This window comes from Pseudomonas tehranensis, assembly GCF_014268615.1.
GTDB classification, from domain to species: domain Bacteria; phylum Pseudomonadota; class Gammaproteobacteria; order Pseudomonadales; family Pseudomonadaceae; genus Aquipseudomonas; species Aquipseudomonas tehranensis.
Window position 1 is genome coordinate 1 of the sequence record NZ_JABWQV010000174.1, and the last position, 10,633, is coordinate 10,633.

Sequence of the window (10,633 nt, forward strand, 5' to 3'; positions counted from 1 at the left end):
TGTGGGAGCAAGGCTTGCCCGCGATGGCGGTAGATCAGCCAACATTGATGCCAACTGATCCATCGCCATCGCGGGCAAGCCTTGCTCCCACAGGTCTTGTATCTGGACCGACTAGTTCGCCCGCAGGATCGATGGATCTTCTCCGCGGTACAGCGCCTCGACTTGCGCCGCGCGCCATTGCAGCACCGCCCGTTGGTTGATCGAGCCCTTGTCCGTGATTTCACCACGATCGATAGAGGCCGGTTCATCGAGCAAGGCAATCCACTCCACGCGGCTGGCGTTGCCGCTCGCCTCGCGGTTAAGCCGTTGCAGCCAATCGGCGAACCATTGGCGTACCGGTGGGCTGGCCAAGACCTCGGCATCGCTGGCGCTCGGGGACAGGCCTGACAAACGCCGGCATTCAGCCAGCCGTGGGAACACCAGCGCGCCCAGGCATTCGCGATCCGGCGCGGTCACCACCAGGTCCTGGACGTACGGGGTCCCCTCCAGCACCGCCCGGTTGCGCAACGGCCCGACACTGACGAACACCCCGGAGGACAGCTTGAAGTCCTCGGCTATCCGTCCGTCAAACATCAAGCCCAGTTGCGGATCATTGGGATCGGCCAACTTGATCGCATCGCCCGAACAATAAAATCCGTCTTCGTCGAACACCTCAGCGGTCTGCTGCGGCGAGCGCCAGTAGCCGGGCATGATGTGCGGTCCGCGAAAGCGGCCTTCAAACTTGCCGTCCACCGGCACCAGCCGCACCTCGCAGCCGGGTGCCGGCAAGCCGATGTAACCGGCCATGGACAACGGCCCGGTGGTGAAAGTACAGGACGGCGACGCCTCCGTCATGCCCAGCCCGGCCATCATGCGGATGCGTTCACCGCAATGCTGTTCGGCGACCTTGTCGAGCCGATCCCACGTACTTTGGGACAGACCCGCTGCCGCAAAAAAGAACAGGCTGATGCGCTCGAAGAAACGCTCGCGCAACTCGCCGTCCTGTTCCAGGGCACTGACCAACTCTTCCCAGCCCTTGGGCACGGTCAAGTACGCAGTGGGAGAAATCTCCTTGAGGTTGCGCAACGTTTCGGCGAAGCCCTGGGCGGTGGGCTTGCCGTCGTCCAGGTAAAACGTGCCGCCGTTGTACAACACGATGCCGACGTTGTGACTGCCACCGAATGTGTGGTTCCACGGCAACCAATCCACCAATACCGGCGGCGCTTCACCGAACACCGGAAAGGTCTGCAAGAGCATTTGCTGGTTGGCGCAGAGCATGCGTTGGGTAGTGATCACGGCCTTGGGCAGCTTGGTGGAGCCCGAGGTGAAGAGGAACTTGGCAATGCTGTCCGGCCCGGTGGCGGCAAAGGCCCGCTCGGCCTCAATACCACCGGGTTGCGCCAGCAGGCTGGCAAAGCTTGCCCTGGACCTTGCGGCCATTTCGCCGCGTACTGTGATCAAGGGAATGTCCGCCGGCAGCACCGCATTGATCGCCCGCTCAAACGGCGCAGCCTCGCTGACAAACACCAACCCCGGCTGCAACAGATCGCAAACGTGGCGCAGCTTGGCGAAATCCTGGGACAACAACGAATAGGCCGGCGACACCGGGCAATAGGGGATCCCGGCGTACATCGCGCCAAGGGCCATTTGCAGATGCTCGATGTCATTACCCGATAGCAGCGCCAGGGGCTTTTCGGCTGACAAGCCATAGCTCAACAAGCCTTGCGCGATGGCCCGCACACTGTCGAGCATCTGGGCATAGCTGACTCGCCGCCAGTCCCCGCCCGCCTGGCGGGCGGCAATAAAGGTCTGTTGCGGGCGCACCTGGGCCCAATGCACCAAGCGATCGAGCAAACGCGTCGGCAACGCAGCCAACGGCTCCAGGGAGCGCATGTGCAGGATGCCCTGCTCTTCTCTGACTTCAACGGCTGGATGACCAATCGACACCTGGCGATAGCGCCCGGGGCCGACTCGGGAGGACGATCTGAACTCAACACTCACGTACATTTCCTCCATCAAGGCACGCCGAACCCGCGCGAAGCGAGCGGAGCGTGGCAGCATCTGGCTGCGGCCTTGTTATTGTTATGTCTGGCCTGCATCGGGCCGGCGATGTCCACGCGCCACCGCCCGCATGCGACGGATATCAGATCGGGTAATGCCGGGCGCCGTTCTGCATCGTCACCCAGCGCAACTGGGTGAAATGCTCGATGGACGCCTTGCCGCCAAAACTGCCGTAACCGCTGGACTTGACCCCACCGAAGGGCATCTGCGCCTCGTCGTGCACGGTCGGACCATTGATGTGGCAGATGCCCGACTCGACCCGTTGAGCCAAGGCCAACGCCCGAGTGGTATCGCGGCTGAAAATGGCTGCCGAAAGGCCGAATTCGGAATCATTGGCCAAGCGCAACAAGGCTTCGTCGCCTTCACCACGCAGCAACACCGCCACCGGACCGAAAGACTCTTCGCGGTACAGGCGCATGTCTGGAGTAACGCCGTCGAGCAAGGTCGGCTGCAGAATGCTGCCGTCCAGTTGCCCTCCCGCCACCAGCGTCGCGCCTTTGGCCAAGGCATCGTCGATCAACCCCTTGATACGCTGGCCGGCACTGACGTCCACCAGCGAACCCAATACCGAATCACCGGCCGCAGGATCACCGGCACGCAAGGTGGCGATCTTGGCGCTCAGCTTGGAAACAAAGGCATCGGCCACGCTGGCATCGACGATCAGCCGCTCGGTGGACATGCAAATCTGACCCTGATTGAAGTACGCCCCGAAGGCGGCGGCTTCTACCGCTGCATCCAGGTCAGCGTCATCGAGCACCAGCAACGGCGCCTTGCCGCCCAGTTCCAGTAATGCAGGCTTTAGGTGGCGCGCCGACAGTTCGCCAACGATGCGCCCGACGTGGGTCGAGCCGGTGAAATTGACACGGCGTACCGCCGGGTTGGCGATCAGCCGCGCGACAATGGCCGGCGCATCTGCCGGGGCATTGCAGATGACGTTGACCACGCCATCGCCCAGCCCGGCGTCCTGCAATACCTGGCCAATCAAGCGGTGCACCGCCGGGCTGATTTCAGAAGCCTTGAGCACCACAGTGTTGCCGCAGGCCAGAGGCATGGCGATGGCGCGGGTGGCGAGAATCACCGGGGCATTCCACGGCGCGATACCCAGCACCACGCCACACGGCTGACGCAGGGCCATGGCAAAACTGCCGGGCACATCCGAAGGAATGATTTCGCCGTTGATCTGGGTGGTCATGGACGCAGCTTCGCGCAGCATATTCGCCGCCAGATGCACGTTGAAACCGTACCAGTTGGCCATGGCACCCGTCTCGCCGGCAGCGGCAATGAACTCGCCAGTGCGCGCCTGCAACTGCTCGGCGGCACGCAGCAGACGCGTGCGCCGCTCATTGGGCGCCAACGCTGCCCAGGCGGGAAACGCAGCTTGCGCGGCGGCCACGGCGGCGTCGGCATCCTCCAGCGTGGCAGCCGCCACACGGGAGACCACTTCACCGGTTACCGGATTGCAACGCTCGAAAGTCCGACCGTCACGGGCGGGGCACGACTGGCCGCCGATCAACAGGGGCACGTCCAGCATGGTGATTCCTCTTTATTGTCTTTATAGGGAACACATTCACAGTAGCGCCAAGGGCCTTTGAGCAACAGCCTGCGGGCACAGGATCGGCACCCGCCGCGCCGTTGTCTCAGCGTTTGTAAGTCTGCAGCCCCGGCTTGATGCTCTTGTCGTCGAGGAACTGCTTCATCCCCTGCTCGCGACCACCCTCGGTGTCGAGCAGGCGCGACTGATCGAGCTTGGCGTACAGGTAATCTTCGTTTTGCTCCCAAGTCAGTTCGCGGCAGCGCTTGAACCCGTGCTTGGCTGCTCGCAACACCACCGGGTTTTTCTCCAGCAGGTTACGCGCCAGCTCAACGGTGACTTCGCGCAGTTGCGCCAGGGGCACGCTTTCGTTGACCAGTCCCATCTCCGCGGCTTTCTGCCCGCCAAAGGTCTTGCCGGTCATGATGTAGTACAGCGACTGACGATGGCCCACGGTATCGGCCATGGCCTTGCTGACCAGGTTGCCGGGCGGGATGCCCCAGTTGATTTCCGAAAGGCCGAAGGTCGCCTCGTCAGCGCAGATCGCCAGGTCACACGCCACCAGCGGGCTGAAGCCGCCACCGAAGCACCAGCCATTGACCATGGCAATGGTCGGCTTGGCGTACATGCGCAGCAGTTTCCATTGCCACTGGGAGGCTTCGCGACGGATTTTTTCTTGCAGGATTTCAGGCCCGGCATCCACTTCGCGGAAATACTCCTTGAGGTCCATGCCGGCCGTCCAGGCATCACCGGCCCCGGTCAGCACCAGTACTCCGGCGGCCGGGTCCTGCTCCAGGGTTTCCAGCACGTCGATCATCTCGCGATTAAGCGTCGGACTCATGGCGTTGCGTTTTTCCGGGCGATTGAGGGTGACCCAGGCAATGCCTTCCTCGATGTCGACCTTGACCGTTTTCCAGCGACCTTCGTAATTGCTCATGGCGGGCGTGCTCTCTTGTTCTTGGCTGAAGATGAGCAAAAACTAAACTCGAAAACTAGTTATGTCAATTAACTATTAATCCATTTATCTGTATTTTCCCCAATGGACAGGACAACGCGGCAAATCACTATTTCGATATCCGCCATAGCCATCGCGCTTCAACCTCGGCAAAATGGATAGCCTTGTTAATCACTCACCTTGAGGATGCTCCCTCCGATGGCCAAGTCTTCCAAGCTTGCCGACCCCGCCGAGCCCCAGGCCAGCGGTACCGACGCACAGGCCCCGCTGGACTCCGCGCTGGATGATCTGATCGGTTACGCCCTGCGTCGCGCCCAATTGAAACTGTTCCAGAACCTGATCGGTCGACTCGCCATCCACGATCTGCGGCCCGCCCAATTTTCGGCCCTGGCGATCATCGACCAGAACCCTGGCCTGATGCAGACCGATCTGGCCAAGGCCCTGTCGATCGAACCACCGCAAGTCGTGCCACTGTTGAACAAGCTGGAAAGCCGGGCACTGGCCGTGCGGGTGCGGTGCAAGCCCGACAAACGCTCCTACGGGATATTTTTGAGCAAAACCGGCGAAACCCTGCTCAAGGAACTCAAGCAAATCGCCGCACAGAGCGACCTGGATTCCACCTCAACCCTTGACGGTGCCGAGCGCGAAGAATTGCTGCGCCTGCTCAAGAAGGTTTACCAGTCATAGAAAAACTGGCGCCAGCGTTTACAATCGCCGCCTTCTTCTACTACCCAAGGAACCGCCATGTCCGGGCTTGAACTGTTTGCCGCAGCCCTCGGCGTGATCGCTGTCTGGTTGACCGTCAAGCAGAACCCCTGGTGCTGGCCGACCGGTCTGGTCATGGTGCTGCTCTATAGCTGGATCTTCTTCGAAGTGAAGCTGTACTCGGACATGTTGCTGCAGTGTGTCTACGCCGTGCTGCAACTCTATGGCTGGTACCAATGGACTCGTGCGGGGCAGCATCATGAGGGGCGACAAATCACCCGCCTGGGCGCGCCTTCAGTATTGCGTGGCCTGGCGGTCGGCGCGGCAGGCAGCCTGATGCTGGGCGCGGCCATGGCGCACTGGACCGACGCCGCCCAACCCTGGCTCGACGCCGCGCTCACCGGTTTCAGTCTCGTGGCCCAGTGGTGGATGGCGCAAAAACGCGTGCAATGCTGGCCGCTGTGGATCGCCCTGGACATCATCTTCGTAGGCTTGTTCATCTACAAGGACCTGTACCTGACCGCTGCGCTCTACGCTTTGTTCACCCTGTTGGCCGTACAGGGCTGGCGCGAATGGCGCGCCGACCCGGTCCTGCGCACATGAAGGTCATGGTGCTCACCGGGCCGGAGTCCAGCGGCAAGAGCTGGCTGGCGGCGCAGTTGCAGGAGCACTTCGGCGGCTTGCGGGTGGACGAATACGTTCGCTACTTCATGGAGCAGAATCCGCGTGAGACCCGCCTGTCGGACATCACCGATATCGCCGCAGGACAGTTGGCCTGGGAAGACGCGGCCCGCGCCTGTAAACCACCGTTGTTGATCCTCGACACCCACCTGTTGAGCAACATCCTCTGGAGCCAAACCCTGTTCGGCGACTGCCCAAGCTGGCTGGAGCCGGCCTTGCTGGCGCGCCATTACGACTTGCACCTGCTGCTGAGCCCGCAACAGGTCGAATGGACTGGCGACGGCCTGCGCTGCCAACCCGAAATGGAAGACCGAATGAGGTTTTTCGAGGCTATCGAGCAATGGCTGGTTCGGCATCAGCAACCCTTGCAGGTCATTGAAGGCGATTGGGCGCAACGTCGGGAGCGGGTGTTTGCAACCGTGACTCGACTGCTCCAAGCCTGATTTACCCATCTGTTTGTATCACCCTTGAAACGCCCAGGTCGTGGCAACCCCCGCTCCAGAGCACCTCGATGGTTTTTCTGTTGCATTTGTCAGGTTCTTGAAACACCTGCTTGCGAAGCCTTGAACCAGAGCCAAGCGATAGCGCCCGGCCATTAGCCTCTATCGGCCTGTCTCACGAATGAAACAGGCGCCAGACGCAATTCCTCTGAAATATACCAACCCATTGAATTTGATAGATTTTTTATAAGCGGCACAACACCTGCTCTTCCTCCTTCGCACCGCTGGACCAAGGCCAGCCCACCGAAGAAGGAATCGATGCCGTGGGGACTTTCAATAGAAGCTTGACCTGCCTGCTGTTGATCGGCTGCGCCGCCGGCGCGACGTTCAGCCTCCCCGTGCAGGCCGAGGGCAACGGCGTCATTGTGCTCACCCGTGACGTCCAACCCGTTCATATCGGTCGCAACGGTGGCAAAGATCCCTACCCGAGCACCGTCAACGCCAACCCATCCGATCGAGTCAATCAAGCGACCGCCAGCATCGAGCTGAGCGACGGCGAATTCGCCAGCGTCGCCAGCGGCTCGTCGATCCGCAACGCCGTCACCCCGAACAACACCGGCGTACAAGGTCTGAACATCGTGACCAACCCCAACGGTTTGCCGGGCATGCGCGCCGGTCACGGTGGCGGCAACGGCGGCGCCATCTCCGGCACGATCAACCGCTCGCTGAGTTCCGGGCTGGCCCCGCTGGGCCGGTTGGGCGGAGGTCAGTGACATGAAAGCAGCCCTGTTTCTATTTGCCCTGCTCGGCTCGTCCACCGCGTTCGCCGATCCAGGCGCGGCGGTGATCAGCAATGCCAACCTGCAGGATTCCGGCAGCCGCTATACCGGCAACTTCAACGTCAACCAGGCCGCTGGCGATCAGACCCAGCAGACCAACACCCGGGCCATCGCCATCGGCACTCACGCCCAGGCCACCACTGTCGTGCGTCAACGGCTGGATACAGCGGCCAACCCGTCGGTGAACGCAACGGCCCGCATCGGCGGCAGTTCATTTAGCAACGGCAACGGAGTGCTGGGCGTTAACCAGTCCGCCGGTGCCAACAACCAGATGGCCAATGTCATGCGGGTGGGTATCAGTGCCCGGCCGCAGAGCATCGACGATAGCGCCCTTTCTCAGCAGAACGTGGCGTTGCTACCAAACTCAGGAGCAACTGGCACCCCAACCGGCAGTCGCCAGGTCGTCACCAGCGACCAGGCCTTCACCGGCAGCCGAGGGGTTATCCAGGTGAACCAGAGTGCCGGGGTGGGGAACCGCATGGCTAACACCCTGAGCATCCGGGTCGCTGACTGACCCGAAAACCGTGGGCATAAGAAAGTACTGACACTTAACCAACGACACGCAAGGAGAAACACCATGAAACCAACAATGGCACTTAAACCATTGGTTTTCGCTCTCGCCGCTGTCATGGCAATGGCTGCACAGGCTGATGGAAACGGACGTGGCAACGGGCACGGCAACGGGCATGGCAATCACGGTCCGCAAGGTCCGTCGTTTGAACAACTGCTTTCGATCACCGCCGGGGCTAGCGCGACCGTGATGGATGAGCAGAACAGCGACGGCAACGTGGTGACCAACCAGGCCACCCGCAACACGGCTGAAGCCGCTGACTCGCTCAATGGCAGCAACGGCAATATGGGCGCCAACATCGCCGCCGGCGATGGCAACCAGCAGGACAACGCCGCGGCCATCGCCACTGCAGACGAAGCATTCATCTTCGGCTCAGCGGTCGCCACCTCCAGCGCCATGCAGGTCAATAACAATAACTACGTCAAAAACAACTCGACCCGAAACAACGCCTCGCTCACCAATGCGGGCAACGATGGCTCCGGCAACATCGGCATCAACGTGACGGCCGGCAACTTCAACCAACAGAAAAACAACCTGGCCATCGCTGTATCGGGCGGACGTGTCGCAGAAGCCGCAGCCTCGGCCGATCAGTCTTCCACAGGCCTTGTGGTCGACAACAAGGGCGTACGGACCTACAAGACCGACACCCTCACCAGCACCTACGCCGCTTCCGGCACATTCAAGGCCAAAGGTACCGGCACCGTCGAAGACGACGACCATGGCGGCTGGGGCAACAGAGGCGGCTACGGCGGCGGTCACGATGACGACAAGTTCAAGTTCTCCGCCGTGGGCACTTTCGAACTGGCCGGCAGCAACACCCAACAAGTGCTGACCCGCGATGGCTGGAAAAACCCTGTCATCAACAACGCTACCATGACCAACTCCATGAACGGCTTCTCCGGTAACGGCGGCGCCAACGTGTCGGCGGGCGTGGGCAACCAGCAAAGCAACTCGCTGTCCATTTCGGCCGGTTGCAGGGCTTGCATGTAAGCGCGATCGAAACGAAGCCCCGGAAACGGGGCTTCTTTCCCAGGTGTGCATAAGGCGTATCGATCATGCGAGCGGCAGCCCTTTCTCTGCTCATTTGTCTGGCCGGCGTGGCTGAAGCTGCGCAGATGCCGGTCGCCGCCCTACCCGGCGGCATGTTGATCTACAAGCCAGTACAGAGTGTGCGCGAGCGCAAGTTCAGCGACATCGTCGAGCAGAAAACCGATTTCAGTTGCGGCGCCGCCGCGCTGGCCACGGTACTGCGCCAGGCCTATTGGCTTGACGTGGATGAAGAGCACGTCATCAAGGGCATGCTGGTCAAAGCCGACCATGACCTAGTCCGCACCCAGGGATTTTCCATGCTTGATATGAAGCGCTACGTGGAAAGCATCGGCATGCGCGCCCGGGGCTACCGGATACCGCCGGAAAAGCTCGAGGCAGTGACAATTCCGGTGGTGGTCCTGATGGACATCCGTGGCTACAAGCACTTCGTGGTACTGCAGCGAGCCGACCAGCAATGGGTCTATATCGCCGACCCCGTACTGGGGCACAAGCGCTACGCCCATGATGATTTCGTCAAAGGCTGGAACGGCATCGTGTTTGCCATCGTCGGCCCGGGTTACGACAAGACCAACGCACTACGCACCCCTCCGCAACCGCTGACGGCGCGTAACAAACTGGACGGGTTCAACCCGGTCAAAGATGCAGAGCTGATGGATTTTGGCTTCATACAGAGCGACTTTTTCTAATCGCCGACCAATCGCCAACAATAAGTACAAAAAGGAGCAGGAAGCTCCGGGAGCAGCACATGAAAACTTCACGCTGGCTGGCGTTTGCCGGCCTTGCCGCGGCTGTGTCGGGCCATGCCCACGCCGGATTCAAACCCATCGAAGTCAAGGATCAGGAGCTTGCCGAACTGCGTGGACGCTATGTCATGCCCGGACGGGTCATCAGCTTCGGTATCGTCATGAGCAGCACCTGGCGCAACGCCAGTGGCGACCTGATCGGCGCGAGCAGTTCCATGCAGATCCAGGCGGCCACCGTCAAACCCCAATTCTATGTCTCAACGATCAAGCAGACCGGCAATGGCCAGGCCCCGCAACAGGGCAGCGGCAACATTGTCGGTGGCGCGGGGCTGGCGGGTGGCCAGGGCGTGACCCAAAGCGTGCGCGCCGCAGGTGATGGCAACTCCGCCTACAACAACGTCAGCATCAACGTCAGGGAAAGCAACCAGGCCCCCGCTCTGGTGCCTGCTCAAGGCCAGTTGCTGAGCAAAGGCCAAACCATCAGCGGCAGCAACGCCGCCGGCAGTGTTGCGGTCACCGCCACCGGCAGCGGCGTGCAGATGGCGATCCAGGCCAACCACAACCAGGGTAGTTCTCTGCAACAAGTAGCCCAGGGCGGCTTGCTGCAAAACACTCGCTTGCTGGGTAACAGCAACCTGGTCAACAACATGACGCAACTCAACGTGGTTTTGAACAACAACGGCCTCAGCGCCGGCGCTTTGGACTGCAACCTGACCCAGCTGCGCGGACTGCGCAATCTCGGATATTGAACTACGCTGCCTTGCGACCACTGGGCAAATAGGGACGGCATATTTCATGTATCGATCCGTATCGTTGCGCGCTGTGATGTGCGTAAGCACTCTTTTACCGGCGCCCCTGCTGCAAGCAGCACCTGACGCCGACATTCAAGCTCTGAAGCAGGAGCTTCTCGAGCTCAGACAACGATACGAGGTCCAGCAAAGAGCCCTGGCGATACTCGAGCAGCGAGTTCGCCAGGTCGAAGATCAACCCGCTGCTCCCGCGCCCAAGCGTCTGGCTAAATCCCCGGCCGACATGAAAGGCAACCAGACTGCGGCGGGCGGCGCAGCGGCCGGTGGCA

General features: G+C 61.2%; 12 protein-coding genes. 9 read left to right on the top strand and 3 right to left on the bottom strand.

What is annotated here, in order from left to right; genetic code table 11:
• Positions 1 to 111: 111 nt before the first annotated feature.
• From HU811_RS19985 to HU811_RS19995, 3 genes are all read right to left on the bottom strand, one after another.
• Positions 112 to 1,980 carry a feruloyl-CoA synthase gene (locus tag HU811_RS19985; protein ID WP_437179497.1) on the bottom strand — a complete coding sequence of 623 codons (1,869 nt, stop codon included), beginning with the start codon at positions 1,978 to 1,980 and terminating at the stop codon, positions 112 to 114.
• 142 nt (positions 1,981 to 2,122) lie between these two features.
• Positions 2,123 to 3,571 (bottom strand): aldehyde dehydrogenase, encoded by a 1,449-nt coding sequence (locus tag HU811_RS19990; RefSeq protein ID WP_186657670.1) that lies wholly within the window; start codon positions 3,569 to 3,571, stop codon positions 2,123 to 2,125.
• 106 nt (positions 3,572 to 3,677) lie between these two features.
• On the bottom strand, positions 3,678 to 4,508 hold the full coding sequence (locus tag HU811_RS19995) for a p-hydroxycinnamoyl CoA hydratase/lyase (RefSeq protein WP_003202420.1): 831 nt from the start codon (positions 4,506 to 4,508) through the stop codon (positions 3,678 to 3,680).
• A 216-nt stretch (positions 4,509 to 4,724) separates the two neighbouring features.
• On the opposite strand from HU811_RS19995, the gene HU811_RS20000 reads away from it, so the two are divergent.
• From HU811_RS20000 to HU811_RS20040, 9 genes are all read left to right on the top strand, one after another.
• Positions 4,725 to 5,213 (top strand): MarR family winged helix-turn-helix transcriptional regulator, encoded by a 489-nt coding sequence (locus HU811_RS20000; protein ID WP_092397950.1) that lies wholly within the window; start codon positions 4,725 to 4,727, stop codon positions 5,211 to 5,213.
• A gap of 57 nt (positions 5,214 to 5,270) precedes the next feature.
• Positions 5,271 to 5,834 carry a nicotinamide riboside transporter PnuC gene (gene pnuC / locus HU811_RS20005; RefSeq protein ID WP_186657671.1) on the top strand — a complete coding sequence of 188 codons (564 nt, stop codon included), beginning with the start codon at positions 5,271 to 5,273 and terminating at the stop codon, positions 5,832 to 5,834.
• The gene (locus HU811_RS20010) at positions 5,831 to 6,355 is read left to right on the top strand and encodes an AAA family ATPase (protein ID WP_186657672.1); all 525 of its coding nucleotides are present in this window, start codon (positions 5,831 to 5,833) and stop codon (positions 6,353 to 6,355) included. Before pnuC ends, HU811_RS20010 begins: the two co-directional genes overlap by 4 nt.
• 320 nt (positions 6,356 to 6,675) lie before the next feature.
• Positions 6,676 to 7,125 (top strand): functional amyloid chaperone FapA, encoded by a 450-nt coding sequence (gene fapA / locus HU811_RS20015; RefSeq protein WP_186657673.1) that lies wholly within the window; start codon positions 6,676 to 6,678, stop codon positions 7,123 to 7,125.
• 1 nt (position 7,126) lies between these two features.
• Positions 7,127 to 7,705, top strand: a complete 579-nt coding sequence (gene fapB / locus HU811_RS20020) for a fibril amyloid subunit FapB (RefSeq protein WP_186657674.1) — start codon at positions 7,127 to 7,129, stop codon at positions 7,703 to 7,705.
• A gap of 63 nt (positions 7,706 to 7,768) precedes the next feature.
• Entirely contained in the window at positions 7,769 to 8,752 is a 984-nt protein-coding gene (fapC, locus tag HU811_RS20025) for an amyloid-like fimbrin subunit FapC (RefSeq protein WP_186657675.1), read from the top strand.
• Between the two features lie 65 nt (positions 8,753 to 8,817).
• On the top strand, positions 8,818 to 9,498 hold the full coding sequence (gene fapD, locus HU811_RS20030; RefSeq protein WP_186657676.1) for a fibril amyloid maturation endopeptidase FapD: 681 nt from the start codon (positions 8,818 to 8,820) through the stop codon (positions 9,496 to 9,498).
• 59 nt (positions 9,499 to 9,557) lie between these two features.
• Positions 9,558 to 10,304 (top strand): fibril amyloid subunit FapE, encoded by a 747-nt coding sequence (gene fapE, locus HU811_RS20035; RefSeq protein WP_092397938.1) that lies wholly within the window; start codon positions 9,558 to 9,560, stop codon positions 10,302 to 10,304.
• 46 nt (positions 10,305 to 10,350) lie between these two features.
• On the top strand, positions 10,351 to 10,633 hold a 283-nt coding region (locus tag HU811_RS20040; RefSeq protein ID WP_496198550.1), incomplete at its 3' end, for a coiled-coil domain-containing protein.